Raw genomic sequence first — 18,619 nt, forward strand, 5'->3', positions numbered from 1 at the left:
TTCCTCAAGCGGGGATCAAGTCAGATTGCAGTAAACGTATCGGGGTTAACGCTTGCAGCGCGTCAAAGGTGAGCCCCGGGCACAGCTCCCGCACCTGCGGGCCGTCCGGGGTGATATCAATGATTGCCATATCCGAATAAATGCGGCTGACGCAGGCCAATCCGGTCAACGGGTAGCTGCACTGCTCCACCAGCTTGCATTCGCCGGTCTTGGTCAGGTAGTCCATCATCACATAGACTTTGCGCGCGCCGATGGCCAGATCCATGGCGCCGCCCACCGCCGGGATCGCGTCTTCGGCGCCGGTGCTCCAGTTGGCCAGATCGCCGGCAGCCGAGACCTGATACGCCCCCATCACGCAGATATCGAGGTGGCCGCCGCGCATCATGGTAAAAGAGTCGGCGTGATGGAAATAACTGCCGCCGGGCAGCAAGGTCACCCGTTCTTTACCGGCGTTGATGAGTTCCGGATCTTCTTCGCCCGGCGCGGGTGACGGCCCCATGCCGAGCAGGCCGTTTTCGCTGTGCAGAATCACCTCTTTGTCGGCGGGCAGGTAGTTAGCGATGCGGGTCGGCAGCCCAATCCCGAGGTTGACGTAGGCGCCTTCCGGAATATCGCGCGCTACCCGTTGGGCTAATTGGTCGCGGGTTAATTTTTGCATGTTATGACTCCTCAGGCAGAGAGGGAAAAGGTCGCGGGGCGCGCCACCGCCACCAGGCGCTGGACGAAGATGCCCGGCGTTATCACGTTTTCCGGATCCAGTGCGCCCAGCGGCACCAATTCAGCGACCTGCGCTATCGTCGTGGCGGCGGCCATCGCCATCACCGGGCCAAAATTACGCGCCGCTTTGCGGTAAACCAGATTGCCCCAGCGGTCACCCCGATGGGCCTTTATCAAGGCGAAATCTGCCTTTAAGGGCGTTTCAAATACGTAATGCCGTCCGTCGATTTCACGCGTTTCTTTGCCTTGCGCCAGCGGCGTGCCAAAGGCGGTTGGGGTGAAAATGCCGCCCAACCCGCTGCCGGCGGCCTGCATGCGGGCGGCAAGGTTGCCCTGAGGCACCAGTTCCAGTTCGATCGCGCCGCGGCGATAAAGGTCGTCAAAGACCCACGAATCGGACTGGCGCGGGAAGGAACAAATCATCTTTCGCACATGGCCGGTCTTGAGCAGCGCCGCGAGGCCGCTGTCGCCGTTGCCGGCGTTATTGCTGATTACCGTCAGCTCGCGGGCACCGCGTTCAATCAGCGCATCGATCAGTTCCAGCGGTTGTCCCGCGGGGCCAAAACCGCCAATCATGATGCTCGCGCGGTCCGGAATGATGGACACGGCGTCTTCCAGGGTGGCCACACTTTTATCGATCATCTGTTGTTCCTTTCATTCGGCGCCCGCTGAGGGAGTGTTTATCGTCAATGGGAAAAGTAGATCGTCCCTTTCAGGCAAACAATACCGATTATCGAAAAAGTGTGCGATTATCGGCTATTCTTTGAGAGGCATTCGCAGGTTGTGATCGTCGGCACACCGATATTTCAGGCAGACAGCGGGGTAACGAGAATGGAAAAAGAACAGGAAATTACGCGCAGCAGCACCGATCCCTGGAAGGGGGATCCCGACTTTATGGCCTCTTTGGCGCGAGGATTGGAGGTCCTGCAGGCTTTTACGCCGCAGCGGCGGCTGATGTCGGTGTCGCAGATTAGCCAGCGTACCGGCATTCCGCGCGCGGCGGTGCGCCGCTGCCTTTACACCCTGAGTAAGCTGGGCTTTGTGTACGCGGAAGACGGTAAGAATTATGAGCTGCGCCCGCGCGTCTTGTCGCTGGGGCACAACTGGCTGGGGGCTTCGCCGTTGGCCAACGCCGCGCAGCCGGTGTTGAGGCAACTCAGCCAGACGCTCAATGAGTCCTGTTCCATGGCCATATTGGACGGCGATGACATTCTTTATATCGCCCGCGCATCGACTTCGCGGATCATGACCATCGATTTGCACGTCGGCAGTCGCTTACCCGCCAGCACGACGTCGATGGGGCGGGTGCTGCTCAGCGGGCTCGCCAGTGAGACGTTGAATGACTATTTGGCGCGATTGACTCAACTGCGTTACACCAGCCATACCCTGGTGAGCGTCAGCGCATTGCGGGAAGAGCTGGCGCGCGTGCGTCAGCAGGGATATGCCATCAACGATCAGGAACTGGAGATTGGCCTGCGTTCACTGGCGGTGCCGCTCACCACGCCGGACGGACGCATCGCCGCGGCGTTGAACGTCGGCGTGCATGCCAGCCAGGTTTCCGCAGAGCGTTTGCATCAGCACCACCTGCCTTTGTTGCGCTCGGCCGCCGAAGAGATATCGCTGCTGTTGCACGACTCACCTTGAGCGCGCAGGGGGCGTATGCGCCCGATTTTTTCCGCATCTTGCGGCGCGATGCGGTGTTGTATTGTGGGGCGCGGGTAAGGTAATTTGCTGAGGGCATGATGACTGACGCGGGGGCCAACGGACATGAACGAAAGAATCGACTACCACATCGAGAAATACCATTTCGCGCCGCTGGATGAAGCCCCACGGCTTGCGCGCCAGTGGAGCGAGGTGTTGAACGAGTGTCGCCAGACGCAGGCGGGCGCGGAAGAGCGCCTGCGCATTGCGTTGCTCAACGTGGACTATGTGACCAGTTTCGAATTGCCGTTTCGCTTATTGCTGGTGCGGGCGCCGCAGCTGATTGCCGGCCTGCGCGATGAGCTGTCGATCAGTCAAAAAAATGTGGTGTTCAACGGCAAGCGCTTTGGTTGCGTTTACAGCCTGAAGAGCGATTTAAGCGACGTGCCCGAGGCCTTCCAATACGGTCTGTCTACCCGCATTCACCGAACATCGGCGTCGGGCGTGGATGCGCTGCCTTACCGGGAAATCGCCAAGGCGCTCAAGGCGCCGCGTGAGCGGCTCAAGCTGGCGCTGGAGCAGGGGCTGCGCGTCACGGCGCTGGACGGACTGTTCTGGTTCGGCATACAACGCATCGCCGCCGAAGTGCGCAGGCTAAGAAAAAACGGCATGACGATCGTGACGGCGGAAACGGAGATTTTCGACACCCTGACCGGCACGACGCGCAAGGTACCGGTTTACCGGCTGGCCGACCGTTAATGGCCGATGACTGGCGATTCATTATGCTGGTTTAAACTTGATTTCCGGCGGGGACAGTCTGACCCCGCGGTGGCTTCCTCTTTTTCTACCCTCATTTCCTCGACGCTCGATAAGAAAATAGGCGCGATTTCTTCTCAAACCCTCCTCACCGTTCGATCGTCTGCAGCACAACGCAAACGGCGGGCCGTCGTCGATGGCGGGTGTCACGATAGCGTCTCCGGTTGATGGCACCGTTTGCTGTCCTCCGTTGGCTTACAACGATGAAGATTTGAAGGAGAAGAACATGTTGAAACGTTTTGCGTTGCTATGCGGGTGCCTGTTCGGTGCCCATGCGCTGGCGGCCGGCCCCAACGCCAATATCAAGCATTACGGCTATGACTGGCTGGATTTTTATGAAACCGCCACGCCGTCTTTCAGCGCTACAGAGGCGCTCAAGGCCATTTCCGGCACCGGTTTCAGTATGACCAATCTGAACGTGGTGCACACCCTGGAAAGCCTCAATCTGCCCGTTTGCGCCGAGGGAACATGCGCCGTGAACATACAGGCCGGCTCGGGGGCGCTCTCGGGATCGCCGTTTATCGATATCTGCTCTGGCGCGGACTCGAACAGCAGCTGTCAGGCCGCAGGTTCCTGGAATGCGATCTGGACGGTGGTGAAGAAGATCGCCGCCGCTAAATATAAACCCGGCGCTATTTATTTTATCGATGAGCCGTTCGATGTTCCGGCCTTACAGACGGCGGGAAAATATGACGCTTACCAATATTCCAGCTATGTTTGCACCCTGCGTCAGGCTATGCAGCAGTATGGGATCGCGATCCCCATTTACACCATTTTGTCCTACCGGCATGCCAATAGCGCCGAATTGATCCGTGAAATGCAGCAGGGCGCGCCCGCGACCGCGTGTCCGAGCAATGTAAAAAGCACGCTCGACTGGGTTGGCGTGGACAACTACAACTGGTCGGTGGCGGATATGTGGAGTACATACAATCGTCTGGCGCCGATGAGCTCTGCCGGGCAAAAGTGGGTGTTGGTGCCGCCTTCGACGGCATCGTTAGGAATGAATGACCAGCAGTTGCATGCGCAAATTCAATTGTATTGGGATTTTATTAACCAATATCCCAATGCGCCCGTGGTTTACATCATGAACTGGCGGTTTGATCGCGAGGTCACCGAGAATCGTGCGGCTTACCCTCAATCGACCGCCTTATTGTCTTTCATGGCTAACACGTTGCTCGGCAAGCCTTAAAGCCTAAAAAGGAGGTTCGATGGGAACCTCCTTATTGATAGCGCGGTTTATCGATAGGCTTCATTGCGCGCGATGGCATACTTCCCGCTGCCCAGCAGCAGTATGACGACCCCTCCCATAAAGAACACCAGTTCGTTTTCAATGCCCCAGGCGCCAACGTCGGTGACGGTGAAGACCTTGCCGGTGCCCACCATCAAAAACGCCACCACCAGCGTGAGGGCGTAAACCCCTGCGGCGGGGCGGGTGAACAGCCCCAAAACGATCAGTATCGGCGCCAGGATCTCCCCAACATATACGCCATAGGCGATGAAGGCGGGCAGCCCCTGTTGTTGTAACGCATCGGCGATCCAGCCGACGCCATGCTGAATTTTCGCGACGCCATGAAACAGCATCAGCCCGCCGAAGGTTAGCCTGAGCGCCAATTTGCCTGCGTCCGGGTGGTCAAAAAAGCGAGTGAATGCCGCATTGAGTGACTTAACCATGGCTTTTTCTCCTGAATAGGAATGATTTTCAATCAATATATCAGTCGGATGAATGCGAAAGCTGTTCTGGATCAGGAAAACGGCGGGCTTGGCGCTAAATCGCCGGACGAGGCCGGCGATGCGGCCTGATTTTTAGGCGGAATAACCTGTGCGCACGGGCCGAACCGGGGATGAGAAAAGTCATCGGCAGGGTTGGCCCGCCGCGTAGCCCATCTCTTTTCTGTATATGTTGGCTACCGGATTTGCGTTTTCATCAATGATTGTCAAAGGACAGGCAACGTAAAGATTCATAAGGTTTTTTTGCTGCAATGAAAAGGTGCGCGTTTTCGCTTTAATAACCCAATAGAGTTACCTTTATTTTTATTTTGAACCGCTAAATCATTAACGCTTTTTTTCGGCCTTTTTATTGGGAATTATCTTGCTTATTTTGCCTTGCGAAAGTTGATCCTGCGGGACGCACGGCCAGTGGCGGGTTTTATTTTTATAGATTTTCTTATTTTTTGATGACAATTCAATGCCGAAGAGAATGAGTGAGATTGACTGAGGGGGTTATGAGTGGGTGTAAATTTCCATGAACTATTTTTCCTGGTGTAAAAGTAATCGATTCAGCGCTGTTTTAAGTTATTGAATTGTTTGTTTTATGTATATTGATTTGTTATTTTTTTATTAAAAAAATAATATTTTTTCTTGATATTGGGTTTGCCTTTGCTAGTATCAAATTAGTGGTCTTATCAGTTAGGGAAACATTTCTTGTATATGGAACAGATCGCTGGTCTTAACACGGTTACTGTCGTTGCAGCGCTTACGTGGTTATTTCGCGGTTATAGTAAATGATATCTCTAATGCCACTTTAGTCTGCGAGACTCTTTACCGCAGTGGTGCTTTTGCCGCGGTAAGCCGTATGAGAACACACATGAAGGGGAATTGAATCTTAAATTATTCTGATCATTACCCTGAGTTAACTATAAAAGAACGATGCTTTATCCACCAGGCTGTTTGTGTACCAATAGGTATTCGGTGCACCACGGCGGAATGTTAATCTGTGCTTTAGCTTTAAAATTAATAATCAAAACTCTCGCCAAATTGTTTATTTTCACACCAGGTTTCGCATGTGTAAGTACTGAGTGCTGGAAATGAAAGTCACACTGCCATCGTCTTCTATTGATCATTGCGTGCTACCCGCTTGCAAGAAACGACTGGCTGTCATGGTTTTATGAAAAAGTTTCACTATTTACTATGGTTATCATTTGCTAATTAAATTATTTGTATCCAGTGGTATTACTGGAATTATCCTACCAAGGATGAAACGTTGTTTTTATGGCAGTTTTTGATTTTTTTCCTATTCTTAGCTTGCATAATTATTGTTTGCAATTTATTGATTTTAAAAGGAAAAAATAAATATGTAAATGTAAAATAGTTTAAACCGATCACTGTGATTCTATTGATAGGTTCAATCTATTATTGTTGTTAATATTAATACATCTAAACAATTTGCGAGCTTGATGACGACTAACTTACGCTAAAAGGACTCTGGGAAAGACTGGCGAACGTAAAAGCCCGCTTTATTAGGCTTTATGTTTCTAGTGCTGATTGAAAAGGATATCAGGCCATGAATGAAGTCATCTCAACGGAAGTGAATGGCGTCGAATTTGATCCACGATACAGTGAAATTGAATTCACGCTTTCGGAATATGACAGCCAAACCGATCCGCTTAATGCCGTAGACAATGCGCGTGATATCAATTGGCACGCCATTCGCGAGCAGTCTGCCGCGTTGCTGGAACAGTGCTTCGATTTACATGTCGTGCTGTGGTTTATGCGCGCCAATCTTCATATCGACGGTTTTTCGGCCTTCTATCAGGGCATTAAGGATATTGACGCCAAATATGCCGAGGAGGGCGCCACTATTTTCCCTCAGGCGGATATGGAACCCTCATCGGACAGCTTTCATGCGGCCGCATTAGGGTGGCTCGCCACATCCTCCTGTCTGCACGAAATCAAGAACAGCAAGATTTTTCCCGACACGCCGTTAACCACCGACGAGCTGCTGAATATGCGGCTTGACGAGCAGGAAGGCAAAAGCCTGCATTTTTCAGAGGTGGTAAAGGTGCTGGGGCAAGCCGACAGTTATTTTGCCGGCAGAAATCTGCCTTCGCTGAAAGAACAATTGGCGCTGGAAATCGATGCGCTGGAGCGCGTCGAGAATTACGCCAATCTGCAGGCCGAAGATTATCGTTTGGACTGCCGGCAGGTGCGCGACTATTTGAAACAGTTCAACCGCCAGCTGGCTTCACTGGAACAGCAGGAATTGCCGGCTGAACGGGATGACGCGGAGATTGACTCGCCGGATGCTGACGCACCTGTCGCCATGCCCGGCAAATATATCCGTTCCCGGCAGGATGTCATCTTGCTGTTGGATCAGGTTTTGGACTATTTCCAAAACTATGAGCCCAGCCATCCGGCCCCCATTCTTATTCGACGTTCACAAAAAATGATCGGTATGGACTTCGCGACGATTGTTGAGGAGCTTTTGCCGGAATCTCTGGCCTCGTTAAATCAATTGTCCGGGAAGTAATTTTTATCACAAAGGAGTTTTCCAATGGCTAAGGACTCAAGCTCTCAGAAATTTATCGGTAAAAATAACGCGCCGCGCGTGCAAATTGAATATGACGTAGAGCTTTACGGTTCACAAAAGAAAGTGGAGTTGCCCTTTGTTACGGGGGTCATGTCCGATCTCTCTGGGCATCGGAAAAAGCCTTTGCTGCCGATCGAAGAGCGGAAATTCCTGACCTTTGATCAGGACAACTTCAACGATCGCATGCGCGCCATCAAGCCTCGTCTGCAATTTTACGTAGAGAACACCCTGAGCGAAGACGATGCGTTGCTGGACGTGGAATTGGAGTTTGAATCGATGGATGACTTCACGCCTGGCGCCATCGCCAAACGGGTTCCGCAGATGCAACGCCTGCTTGAAGCCCGGGAGCATCTCACGGAGCTGATCACCTATATGGATGGTAAATCCAGCGCGGAAGAAGTGGTGAAGAATCTGCTGGAGAAACCCGATTTTCTGCATCGTTTGGTGACGGATGCGCGTAAAACGGTCGCGGATGCGGAACAGGATGTGCAGGATTCCGGCAATAAAGGAGATGAGGAATGAGAGCGAGGCAACGACGCTATTCGGCTAAGCAGCAGGCTACGGCAGTCGCTGAAGTTGAAACGCAGGAAACGGAAAATGAGCTTGACGGTTTGCTCAAGCGTTCATTCCGGCCCAGAACGAACGAGGCTTCGGAAGCGGTTCGTCGGGCTATCGGCACGCTGTCCGAATATGCCAATAAAGGCAAGGTCAAGGTCAGTCAGGATGTTGTATTGACCATTGAATCGTTGATTGCCCAGATCGACGAACAGCTTTCGCAACAGATGAACAATATCTTGCACCACAAGGAGTTCCAGAAGCTGGAGTCCGCCTGGCAAGGTCTGAGTTATCTGGTCGATAACACCAACGTCAGCGAAACGCTCAAGATCCGGGTGTTGAACATCAGTCAGGATGAGCTGACGCGCAATTTGCGCCGCTATCGGGGCTCCGCCTGGGATCAAAGCCCGGTGTTCAAACAGATTTACGAACAGGAATATGGTCAGTTCGGCGGCGAGCCGTTCGGTTGCATCATCGGCGATTTTGAATTCGATCACAGCCCGATGAGCGTCACGCTGCTGACCGAGTTGGCGAAAATTTCCGCGGCGTCGCACTGTCCGTTCATTTCCGCCGCGTCGCCGTCGCTGCTGCAGATGAGCAAGTGGAACGAACTGGGCAACCCGCGGGATATCGGCAAGATTTTCACCACGCCGGAATATGCGTCCTGGCGCCGCCTGCGCGAAAGCAACGACTCGCGTTACCTGGTGTTGACGATGCCGCGTTTCCTGTCGCGTTTGCCTTATGGGGCGAAAACCAACCCGATCGAAGAGTTCGCTTTCGAGGAGTCCGTCAGGCCGGATGTGGATGATGATTTTTCCTGGGCCAACTCGGCGTATGCGATGGGCGTCAACATCAACCGCGCGTTCCATGAGTACGGCTGGTGTTCGAAGATTCGCGGCATCGAATCCGGCGGCTCGGTGGAAGAACTGCCCGCCTACGCGTTTCCATCCGATGAGGGCGGATATGAACTGACGTGCCCGACGGAAGTGGCCATTTCCGATCGGCGCGAGCAAGAGCTTTCCGACGCCGGGTTCTTGCCCCTGGTCTATCGCAAGCATTCCGATTTCGCCGCTTTTATCGGTTCTTGCACCATGCACGCGCCGGCGAAATACGAGGATCCCGACGCGACGGCCAACGCCAAGCTGTCTTCGCGCTTGCCTTATATTTTCGCCACGTGCCGATTCGCGCACTATTTGAAATGCATCGTGCGCGACAAAATCGGTTCTTTTCGGTCCAGGGACGATATGCAGCTGTGGCTGAATGACTGGCTGATGAACTACGTCGATGGCGATCCTTCCGTATCGACCGAGGCGACCAAGGCGCGTCGTCCATTAGCCGCCGCCGAGGTGCGCGTTGAGGATGTGGAAGACGATCCGGGTTATTACCGCGCGCATTTCTATTTGCGCCCGCATTACCAGTTGGAAGGCATGACCGTGTCCTTGCGACTTGTATCAAAACTTCCGTCAGCCAAAAAAGATGGGAGCAGATAAGTTACGGCTGGTCATTGGTTTGGATATTGTCGACGTTAATTATTAAATGGCGTTGGTGGGAATTGATATTTCATTGAAATTTAGTGGCGCTGTTTTTTACGCTATTGCTATTTATTAATGGCTAATGGGTTCTCATTGTCGCTATTTCAATGATCGCGTAGGCAATATAACGACTTATCTGAATAGACTTTTCAATTAACGAAGTAGACCTATCAGTCAAGGAGACAAAAAATGAGCACGAAAGCTTTAGTAGACTATTTTTTGAAAATTGAGGGTGTTGATGGTGAATCACCCGACCAAACCTACCCTGGCTGGATTCAGCTGCAAGCCTGGCAATGGGCGGAAGAAAACGCCGGCCGTTGGGGGTTCGGGAGCGGCGGCGGTTCAGGCAAAGTCGAGATGAAAGACTTTGAGTTTCGCATGGTGAGCAACAAGGCTTCGCCGAAACTGTTCCTGATGTGCGCCACCGGCGAGCATATTCCTCAGGCAAAACTTGTTTGCCGTAAATCAGGCCAGGGTCAGCAAGACTTCATTGCCGTGACCTTCAGCAACTGCCTGGTTTCTTCATTCAAGACCGTGGGTAATATGCCGCTGAATTCCACCATCGGTACTGAAATCGATACCGTGCTGCCAACCGACGTTATCAAGCTGAATTTCGCACGTATCGAAGTTGAGTACAAAGAGCAAAACAATGATGGCTCCATGGGTGCGGTAATTAAGACGGGGTATGACCTCAAGCTTAATGCCCGTATCTGATCATTGATGTCACAACACTAATTGCAGGCTGTCTGCCCGCAGCGATTGCGGGCAGACATAAGCCTTATCGCGAGGTGTTAAATGAAAGCGTCATTGCCCATGCTATTCGATAAGCTCAGCGTGAGACATCAAAGCGCCAGCGCCGATAATTGGCGGCGTGTTTTGGTGCGTGATATCGAATTTTTACTGAATGACGCATCGCGCAGCGCTGATTTGAAACTTCATGATTATGCGCACAGCGAAAGTTCGGTATTGAATTATGGCCTGCCGTCGCTGAGCCAACGCATACCGATTAATACCGATCCGTTAACGCTGGCGAGACATATACAAAGAATCATTACTTCGTTTGAGCCGCGTCTGGATCCGAAAACGATTCGTGTGGTGCCTGTAGTGAATGAACGTCAATCGTATGTGCTGGCGATTTTATTCGATATTTATGGCACCTGCTCATTACCGGGTGACGAAATGCTGGTTAATTTGCGCATCGCTCTTGATTATTCCTGTGGCGCCGTACACGTATTTGATTAATAGGGGTGACTATGTTCAGTGAGCGCTTTCTCCAATTATATAATGATGAGCTGCGTTATTTTCGCGAGGCCGGTCGTCAGTTCGCCTCTTCTCATCCCCAGGTCGCCCAGCATTTAGGCATGCATATCGACGGCGTGCTGGATCCTTTCGTTGAGCGTCTGTTGGAGGGCTCCGCGTTCCTTTGCACCCGCATCCAGGAAAAGCTGAACAATGAGCAGCCGGAATTTGCCCTGCAAATGCTCTCACGCCTGGCGCCGCTGTGGTATACGCCGGTTCCCGCGATCGCCACCGTCGCGATTAAGCCCGATCTCTCTTTTCCCCAGTGGCACAGCCAGGTTGACCTGCCGCGCGGGAGCCGCATGACCCTCAACGATATCTCGCTGAACAACAAACCCGCCACGTTCACCACGGCGCGGCATATTAAAGTGCAGCCCGTTGAGATTTCACTGGCGGAATGCGAGATTTTGCCGCCGCACCATTTGCCTGACGGCGCCGCCCGACACATGCAGGATTGCTCGGCCTACGTCAGGATATGCCTGACGACGCACGGCGTGCTTCCCGTCTCGGAGCTGGATCTCGAGCCGTTGCACCTGACGCTGGCGGAAGATACGGTGCGGGCCAATCAACTGCTGGCCGCGTTGCTTAATCGCACCTTACGCATCGTGCTATGGGCGAAAAGCGACGACCGGCCAATCGTCAAAGTCTTGCCGCCGGACAGCTTGCGCCTGGGCGGCGTCAGCGATGAAGAAGCCTTGTTGCCCACCGTGGTGGGGGAACTGCCCGGCAACCGGCTGATGCGTGAATACTTCGCCGCGCCAAGCCGCTTCTTCAGCCTGGAGCTGCATGGCGTGCAGGATTTTCTGCGCCAATGTGAACGCGTTCACGAGTTCGAGATCTTGTTCGCGCTGGAGCAACGCCCACTCACTCTGATCGGTCGCGTCAACGCCAGGGATTTTCATCTTTTCGCGACCCCGGTCATCAACCTGTATCGCCGCCATTGCTCGCCGGTGCTGCTGACGGACGAGCGCACGGAGCACCAGCTGGTGGTCGATCGTTTGAACACCTCGCTGTATGAGATACACAGCGTAAAACAAGTGAAAGGCATGCTGCCCGACGGCAACCCGGTGATTTTCTCTTCCCTGCAGGCCGACGTGCAGTACGACTGCGAGCGGGAGCCGGCCGGTTATACGTTGCACCGTCGCCGGGAGCCGTCGCCCTCCAAGTACAACAATCCGCACCTGCCCAACGAAGATACCTTCATCGCCATCTCGCCGGGCAAAAGCGGCATCGACATCGACGACATCACGTCGCTCAGCGTCGAGGCGCTGGTATGCGAACGGCATCTGGTGCCGGCGCACCTTCAGCAGCCGCATTTCCAGCTGGAAACGGCGATGCCGATCCACCAGGTGGAGATCGTCCGCTACCCGAGCAACCCGGTCGCGGTACCGAACATCAGCCAGGCGTGGCAGGCGATTCAGATGCTGGCCTCCAATCCTCTACGCCATGCGCGCCCCGACGTTCAGGATTGTTCAGCGCTATTGCGCGACTGGCTGTCGTTGTTCTGCCATCAGGATGACTCCAGCCAGCGCAAGCGCATCGCCAGCATCAAAAACGCCTGGGTGGAGCACCACTTCGAACGCAATCAGGGGCCGGGGCCGCTGGCCTGGATCCGCGGAGCCGAGATCGCCGTCAACTTAAGCGCCAACCATCATGCCGACCACGGCGCCTATCTGTTCGGCAAAATATTGCACCACGCGTTGAGCCAATACGGCGACCTGAACCAAACGTTAAGCATGAAGCTGTTGCTGGATGGGGAAACCCACGCCGACTGGGGGGCGCTCTACTATGGCTGATATGTCGTTGATGCGTGAAACGGCGCTCTCGTTGGAACAGGCGCCGACGCCAGGGGCGCAAAGCGAAAGCGCGGGCCAGGCCGAAATCCGCGGGCTGTCCAATCGACAGGATTTTTTCGAGCTGCTGCGGCGTATCGAACGCGCGCAGCCGGATGCGCCGCGGCTCGGCGTCTCCAACGATCGCAGCCGCGAAAGGCTCTGCATTACCCAGCCGGCGGATATGGCGTTCGCTTCGCGTGAAATCGCCTCTATCGTGCAGCGCCCTAAGCAAGTGCTGATCCAGGCGCGGCATTTCGGCATGTTCGCCCCCTACGGCCCGCTGCCGATCCATGTGACCGAGCACGCGCGCACCGAAGTCATCGCCAGACGCAACCAGGCGTTCCAGCAGTTCGTCGGCATCGTCAGCCAGCGCTTCGCCGTATTGCACTACCGGGCCTGGGCGCAGCTGAAGGCGATGATCGGCCATGAGCATGACGATGACAAAAACCCGTTCTTGCGCCATTTGCGCCAGACGGTGGGCGTCGATACGGCGCTGACGGTGAACCCGCATATCCAGCGCCTGCGCGAGGCGTACCCCGGCACTTATCTGCCCGGTCGCCGCTCGCTGCGGCAGCTCAACAAGATGTTGGCGGCCTATTTCGCCGTTCCCATCACGATTACGCCGCGCTACGCCAAGTGGATCGACGACGGCAAGCAAAGCGGCAGCCAAAAGCTGGGCAAGTTGGGCAGCACGCGCATCGGCAGCCGCTTTTTCGATGCCCAGTACGGCGCGCATATTCAGATCGGCCCGCTGGGGGCCCCGCAGTATCAGCAGTATCAGCGCGGCAGCCGGCGGCTGCAGGCGCTGGTGAGCATCTGTCATGACTTTACGAGCCATCAGCTGATGCTGGATGTCAGCCTGCTGATTGCCACGGAGCCGGGCATGGCGGCGCAGCTGGGCGGCAAGTCGCTGAGTAAAGACAGCTGGCTGAAACCTAAGACAGGGACGTTTAGGCAGCTGGTTTATCAATCAACAACTTAATATAAGGAAATTTAAGGTGTATCAACGAGAACGTCTTTTTTCGCGATTGGGCCACTTTGCCTATCAGTCGTTCGTCGAAGCGACCAAGCTGTGCCGAACCTTCAGGCACGAATACGTGGAGCTGGAACACTGGCTGAAAGTCCTGGTGGACAAGGAACGCGGCGACTTGCCGATGATCCTGGCGCACTACGCCATCAACAGTCAGCGCATCAGCGATGCGTTGGATCGCATTCTTCATACCTTGCCTAACCGGACGAATGCGGTGGTGGATCTGTCGACGCAACTGGAAACGGTGGTGGAAAGAGGGCTGCTGATGAGCCAGCTCGCCGAAACGCCGTCCGGCGGGGTGCGCACCATTCATATCCTGGTCGGCATTCTGCAGGATCCCACGTTGCAGCGCAGCCTGTACCGGCTGAGCGACGAGTTCAAAAAACTGCCGATCCCGCAACTGTTCGACGATTATCCGGCGATTCTGGCGGAGTCCGTCGAGCATGAGGAAGAGGAAGAAGAGGTCTACAGCGCCCACGGCGATGCGCCTGAGGCGTCTGAGACGGTCGATATTCTCGATAAATGGTGCGCCGATCTGACCCGCCAGGCGCGCGACGGTGAAATCGACCCGGTGATTGGCCGCGAAGCGGAGCTGCGCCAGGTGATCGACATCTTGCTGCGTCGCCGGCAGAACAACCCGATTTTGGTGGGCGAAGCCGGGGTCGGCAAAACGGCGGTGGCGGAAGCGCTGGCCTGCAAGATAGCCCAGGGGCAGGTGCCGCCGCTGCTGCAGGGCGCCCGGCTGCTGTCTTTGGATCTGGGGCGCATGCAGGCCGGGGCGAGCATGAGGGGCGAATTCGAATCGCGCCTGAAAGCGCTGATCGACGCCATCGCGCATTCGGCGGTGCCGGTGATCCTGTTTTGCGACGAGGCGCATACGCTGGTGGGCGCCGGCGGGCAGGCCGGTACCGGCGACGCCGTCAACCTGTTGAAACCGATGCTGGCCAGGGGGGCGCTGCGCATGGTGGCGGCGACGACCTGGTCGGAATACAAACAGTTCATCGAGCCGGACGCCGCGCTGACGCGCCGTTTCCAGTACGTGTTGGTTTCTGAACCCGACGAAGAGAATGCGGTGAACATGATGCGCGCCATCGCCCCGCATTTTGCGCAGCACCACAGCGTCAAGATCCGCGAGTCGGCGCTGCAGGCGGCGGTGCATTTGTCGCTGCGCCATCTGCCGTCGCGGCAACTGCCGGACAAAGCCATCAGCTTGCTGGACACCGCCTGCGCGCGGGTGGCGCTGAGCCAGCATGCGCTGCCTGAAAAAATCGAGTCGCTCGAGGCCGGGTTGGCGGTGAAGCGCACCGAAATGAACGGCCTGCAGGAGGAAAGCAAATTCGACGATCTGGCGCTTACCCGCATCACTGAATTGCAGCAGACCCTCAGCGACATGGAAGGCGAACTGGCTGCGCTGCGTCAGCGGCAGGCGCAGGAGCAACAGGCGGTCACCACCTTGCTCGACGCGGAGCGGCAGTCGCCGGAGCGCTTGCCGCAGTTGGCCTCCGAGCTGGGAGCCTTGCAAGACGGCGGTCTGCCGTTGGTGTATCCGTGGGTGGACGACCGCGTCGTGGCGGAGGTGTTGTCGGATTGGACCGGCATCCCCACCGGCCGCATGCTGCAAAGCGATCTGGACAATGCGCTCAATCTCAACCAACTGCTGAGCCGCCAGATATTCGGCCAGCAGACGGCGATCGATGAAATCGCGCAGGCGGTGCGCATCTCCCGCGCCGGCATTCAGGCGCACGATCGGCCATTGGGCGTTTTCATGCTGTCCGGCCCGAGCGGCGTTGGCAAAACGGAGACCGCGTTTGCGCTGGCGGAGGCGATGTACGGCGGCGCGCATAACCTGATCGTCTTCAATATGAGCGAGTTTCAGGAATCGCATACCGTTTCCACCCTGAAAGGGGCGCCGCCGGGCTATGTCGGCTACGGCAAGGGCGGCAAGTTGACGGAGGCGGTGCGCCGCAAACCTTATTCCATCGTCTTGCTCGACGAATTCGACAAGGCGCATCCCGATATCCACGAGGCGTTTTATCAAGTCTTCGACAAGGGCGTGATGGAAGACGGTGAGGGCCGCATGATCAGCTTCCGCCAGTGTTTCATTTTAATGACGAGTAATATCGGCGCCGGCGAAATAGAAGCGACGCTGGCGGAAACGCCGGATCTGAAAACCGAAGCGCTGCGGCCGATGCTGCACGACGTGCTGGCGCGCTTCTTCCCGGCGGCGCTGTTGGCGCGCATGAACGTCATTCCCTACGTGCCGCTTTCTACCGAAGCGATAACCCATATCGCCACCAAACAGATTTCGCGTTTACAACAGCGTTTGCACAAAGAAGTGGGCGTGTCGCTGGTGCTGGAAGGCGACATTCCAGGCTGGATAGCCAAACGCATCAGCGCCCATCCTTCGCGCGGCAGAGCGGTCGAGTCGCTGCTGCAGCAGGCGATTTTGCCGCCCATCAGCAATGAAGTGCTGCAGCGCAAACGGACGGGACAGGAACTGCAGAATATCCAACTCATGGTCGAGAACGATAGTTTAAGTGTTTATTTCGACTGATTTTTAATTTGCCGCCGGCCCGCAAATGCGGGGCGGGGTTCGATATCGGATCAGAGAGGTTGTTATGCCTTTAATCGAAATTGATAACCCGGTGTTAGCCGAATTAAATGCGTTTCCACTCAGCTTCACCACCAAAGAAGGGTTGTCGAGCAACTCGCAATATACGCTCGAATTCGAATGTGAACAGGCGGACGTTGATTATGAATCTCTGCTGGGTCAAGGGATCAGCATTCAAATAGAAAGGCCGGATTTCGGCGCGCGGCCGTTTTACGCTTACGTGATCGGCGCCTCCGATTCGGGGCAGCATCAGGATAAGTTCGTTTATAAGCTGGAGCTGAGCACCTGGCTGTGGTTTTTGATGCAAAACCGCAATAGCCGCATTTTCCAGGATTTGAACGTGCTCGACATCATCGAGCAAATCTTCTCGCGCTACGGTTTCGCCGACTACCGTCTGGATATTCAAGGCACTTATCCGACGCGTGAATATTGCGTGCAGTTTTCCGAAACGGATTTCGCGTTTATCAGCCGCCTGCTGGAAGACGAAGGCATCTGGTATTACTTCGATCACGCCGAGGATAAACACACGCTGGTGATCACCGACCGGCAGAATTTCGACGATCTGGATTTCGGTTACGCCGTGTTGCCGTTCATGCCGGACAGCGAAGAAAACCGCGCCATCCGCGAAGGGATCCAGCGCATCCAGCGTTCACGCAAAGTGCGCCCGAATGAAATCGTGCTGCGCGACTTTGACTTCCAGAACCCGCGCAAGAACCTGCAAACCAAGGTGGAAGAGAGCCGCCTCGGCCTGCAGAACACCCCGTTGGAGTGGTACGACTACGCGGCGGGTTATGTGGATACCGAACGCGGTGAAAACCTGGCGCGGCTGCGCCTGGAAGAAATGCAAAGCGATGGTCACCTGCTGTTTGGCGAGAGCAACGCCGTCGGGCTGATGGCCGGCAAGGATTTCTCCTTGATTTTGCATCCGGACGCCAACCGCAACCGCCGTTTCAAGCTGACTCGCTGCGACTATGTGTTCGTGCAAGACGGCCCGGACAGCAGCAGCGACGGCCGCAACGTCACCTGCCGTTTCAATGCGTTGAACGACGACGTGCCGTTCCGCCCGCTGCGCGAAACGCCAAAGCCGCAGATGCCGGGCATCCAGAGCGCCACCGTGGTCGGCGCGCCCAACTCCGAAGTGCATACCGACAAATTTGCGCGCATCCGCGTGCATTTCCACTGGGATCGCTACAAAACCACCGAGGAAGACAGCTCTTGCTGGATCCGCGTGGTGCAGGCCTGGGCGGGGAAAGGCTGGGGCGTGATCGCCATGCCGCGCGTCGGCCAGGAAGTGCTGGTGACCTATGTCGACGGCGATCTCGATCGTCCGATGGTGACCGGGATTGTGTATAACGGCGACAACCCGCCGCCTTATCAGTTACCTGAATACATCAACTACTCGGGCATGGTGTCGCGTTCGCTGCGTTTCGGCAAGCCGCAGCATGCCAGCCAGTTGACCTTCGATGACAACCGCAACAACGAACGCGTCATGCTGCATGCCGAACGCGATCTGCAAACCACGGTGGAGCGCAACCAGGCCACCGAGGTGGGAATGGACAAGTTTGACATCATCCGCCGCACCTTTACCGACTGGTTCACCAACCACGTCTCTTACAAGGATTACGTCTTCAGCATTACCGGGTTTGACGCCTCGATTAAAGGCGTCAGCGCGTCGATGACCGGCGTCAGCCTCACCGCCACCGGCGTGAGCACCTCGTTCACCGGCGTCAGCACCTCGTTCACCGGCGTGAGCACGTCATTTACCGGTGTCAGCACTTCGTTCACCGGGCTGAGCACCTCGTTCACCGGGCAGAGCACCAGCTGCACCGGCGTATCAAACTCGATGACCGGCGAAAGCAACTCCTTCACCAGCATCAGCAACAGCATGACCGGCGAAAGCAACAGCTACACCACGGTCAGCACCAGCCAGACCGGCAGCAGCACCAGCTTTACCGGCGTCAGCGTCAGCACCACCGGATCGTCGACCAGCACCACCGGCTGCAGCATCAGCACCACCGGATCGTCGACCAGCACCACCGGCTGCAGCATCAGCACCACCGGCAGCAGTGTGAGCACCACCGGCAGCAGCGTCGGCACCACCGGCAGCAGCGTCAGCAGCACCGGCAGCAGCGTCAGCAATACCGGCAGCAGCGTCAGCAATACCGGCAGCAGCACCAGCACGACAGGGGTGTCGATCAGCTATACCGGCGCGTCACTGTCCGAGACCGGCGTCGATTTGAAAAAAGTCGGGATGCAAAGCAAAAACTAACGAGGCGC

Annotated in this window: 15 protein-coding genes; 12 read left to right on the forward strand and 3 right to left on the reverse strand. The window is 55.8% G+C overall.

The genetic code is table 11. The features are described 5' to 3' along the window. Positions 1–4: 4 nt before the first annotated feature. Both J9788_RS07785 and J9788_RS07790 read right to left on the reverse strand, forming a co-directional pair. A complete protein-coding gene (locus tag J9788_RS07785; RefSeq protein WP_089191977.1) occupies positions 5–658 on the reverse strand; it encodes a 3-oxoacid CoA-transferase subunit B in 654 nt (217 codons plus the stop codon). Positions 659–669: 11 nt separating this feature from the next. After that, entirely contained in the window at positions 670–1,359 is a 690-nt protein-coding gene (locus J9788_RS07790; protein ID WP_182264217.1) for a 3-oxoacid CoA-transferase subunit A, read from the reverse strand. A 189-nt stretch (positions 1,360–1,548) separates the two neighbouring features. On the opposite strand from J9788_RS07790, the gene J9788_RS07795 reads away from it, so the two are divergent. From J9788_RS07795 to J9788_RS07805, 3 genes are all read left to right on the forward strand, one after another. Next, positions 1,549–2,361 (forward strand): IclR family transcriptional regulator C-terminal domain-containing protein, encoded by an 813-nt coding sequence (locus J9788_RS07795; RefSeq protein WP_046896497.1) that lies wholly within the window; start codon positions 1,549–1,551, stop codon positions 2,359–2,361. Positions 2,362–2,484: 123 nt separating this feature from the next. Further along, positions 2,485–3,117: a helix-turn-helix domain-containing protein gene (locus J9788_RS07800; RefSeq protein ID WP_182264218.1), complete on the forward strand. Its 633-nt coding sequence runs from the start codon at positions 2,485–2,487 to the stop codon at positions 3,115–3,117. Between the two features lie 283 nt (positions 3,118–3,400). Next, positions 3,401–4,363, forward strand: coding sequence for a hypothetical protein (locus tag J9788_RS07805; protein WP_182264219.1), 963 nt, complete (start codon positions 3,401–3,403; stop codon positions 4,361–4,363). A gap of 47 nt (positions 4,364–4,410) precedes the next feature. Here the strand turns inward: J9788_RS07805 and J9788_RS07810 are convergent, their stop codons facing one another. Continuing rightward, on the reverse strand, positions 4,411–4,845 hold the full coding sequence (locus J9788_RS07810; protein ID WP_046896498.1) for a DoxX family protein: 435 nt from the start codon (positions 4,843–4,845) through the stop codon (positions 4,411–4,413). A 1,609-nt stretch (positions 4,846–6,454) separates the two neighbouring features. On the opposite strand from J9788_RS07810, the gene J9788_RS07815 reads away from it, so the two are divergent. From J9788_RS07815 to vgrG, 9 genes are all read left to right on the forward strand, one after another. After that, the gene (locus J9788_RS07815; RefSeq protein ID WP_033643664.1) at positions 6,455–7,420 is read left to right on the forward strand and encodes an ImpA family type VI secretion system protein; all 966 of its coding nucleotides are present in this window, start codon (positions 6,455–6,457) and stop codon (positions 7,418–7,420) included. 24 nt (positions 7,421–7,444) lie between these two features. Beyond that, positions 7,445–8,002, forward strand: coding sequence for a type VI secretion system contractile sheath small subunit (gene tssB, locus J9788_RS07820; protein ID WP_033643663.1), 558 nt, complete (start codon positions 7,445–7,447; stop codon positions 8,000–8,002). Further along, positions 7,999–9,525 carry a type VI secretion system contractile sheath large subunit gene (gene tssC, locus J9788_RS07825; protein WP_033643662.1) on the forward strand — a complete coding sequence of 509 codons (1,527 nt, stop codon included), beginning with the start codon at positions 7,999–8,001 and terminating at the stop codon, positions 9,523–9,525. The genes tssB and tssC overlap by 4 nt, the downstream gene beginning before the upstream one ends. A gap of 231 nt (positions 9,526–9,756) precedes the next feature. After that, complete coding sequence (locus tag J9788_RS07830) at positions 9,757–10,281, forward strand: Hcp family type VI secretion system effector (protein ID WP_004935369.1); 525 nt, start codon at positions 9,757–9,759, stop codon at positions 10,279–10,281. Between the two features lie 81 nt (positions 10,282–10,362). Continuing rightward, positions 10,363–10,809: a type VI secretion system baseplate subunit TssE gene (locus J9788_RS07835; RefSeq protein ID WP_015378391.1), complete on the forward strand. Its 447-nt coding sequence runs from the start codon at positions 10,363–10,365 to the stop codon at positions 10,807–10,809. A gap of 11 nt (positions 10,810–10,820) precedes the next feature. Next, positions 10,821–12,662, forward strand: a complete 1,842-nt coding sequence (gene tssF, locus J9788_RS07840; RefSeq protein WP_004935363.1) for a type VI secretion system baseplate subunit TssF — start codon at positions 10,821–10,823, stop codon at positions 12,660–12,662. Then, on the forward strand, positions 12,655–13,683 hold the full coding sequence (gene tssG / locus J9788_RS07845) for a type VI secretion system baseplate subunit TssG (protein WP_004935359.1): 1,029 nt from the start codon (positions 12,655–12,657) through the stop codon (positions 13,681–13,683). The genes tssF and tssG overlap by 8 nt, the downstream gene beginning before the upstream one ends. Before the next feature lie 16 nt (positions 13,684–13,699). Continuing rightward, positions 13,700–16,285, forward strand: coding sequence for a type VI secretion system ATPase TssH (gene tssH, locus J9788_RS07850; RefSeq protein ID WP_046896500.1), 2,586 nt, complete (start codon positions 13,700–13,702; stop codon positions 16,283–16,285). 64 nt (positions 16,286–16,349) lie between these two features. After that, entirely contained in the window at positions 16,350–18,611 is a 2,262-nt protein-coding gene (gene vgrG, locus J9788_RS07855) for a type VI secretion system tip protein VgrG (RefSeq protein ID WP_004935351.1), read from the forward strand. The last annotated feature ends 8 nt before the right edge of the window (positions 18,612–18,619 follow it).

Origin of the sequence: Serratia sp. X10, from assembly GCF_017811775.1 — a bacterium.
Classification (GTDB): domain Bacteria; phylum Pseudomonadota; class Gammaproteobacteria; order Enterobacterales; family Enterobacteriaceae; genus Serratia; species Serratia ureilytica.